Source organism: Shewanella sp. SM32, assembly GCF_025654235.1.
Classification (GTDB): domain Bacteria; phylum Pseudomonadota; class Gammaproteobacteria; order Enterobacterales; family Shewanellaceae; genus Shewanella; species Shewanella oncorhynchi.
On sequence record NZ_JAKKRO010000177.1, the window covers coordinates 1 to 617 of the forward strand.

A 617-nucleotide genomic window follows, 5' to 3' on the forward strand; every position below is an offset into this window, starting at 1 on the left:
CCACCACTATGGATAAATGGGTGAGACAGTTAAAACTAGAACGCCAGGGTGGCACACCAAAAGCATCTCCGATTACCCCTGAACAAATTGAAATCCGTGAGCTGAAGAAGCAAATAGCTCGTCTTGAGGAGCACAATCTTATCCTAAAAAAGGCTACCGCTCTCTTGATGTCAGACTCGATGAACAATTTACGCTAATCAGCGCACTCAAGCAGAGCCACTCTATTCTCACAATTTGTAATGCATTCAAAGTRCATCGAAGTAGCTATAAGTATTGGCTAAAAAGAAAAGAACATATTGATGCAGACTTTACTATTTTATGCAGTGAAGTGAAGGCCGCACATCATATTAGTCATGGCTCTGCCGGTGCTCGAACGATAGCGCAATTAGTGACTAATAAAGGGATTGGTCTCAGTCGTTATCGAGCCCGTAATCTAATGAAAAAGCTTGGGTTATTAAGCTGTCAGCAGCCTAAGCATTCTTATAGGAAAGCGACACAAGAGCATGTTGCAATCCCCAATACGCTAAATCGACAGTTTGCAGTAACTCAACCAGATCAAGTGTGGTGTGGCGACGTGACGTATGTTTGGGTCGGTAATCGCTGGGCCTATCTAGCCG

1 pseudogene is annotated in these 617 nt (G+C 43.8%); it reads left to right on the top strand.

The features are described from left to right. A pseudogene (locus L5M10_RS24055) lies at positions 1-617 on the top strand (IS3-like element ISSba5 family transposase); the annotation flags it as partial.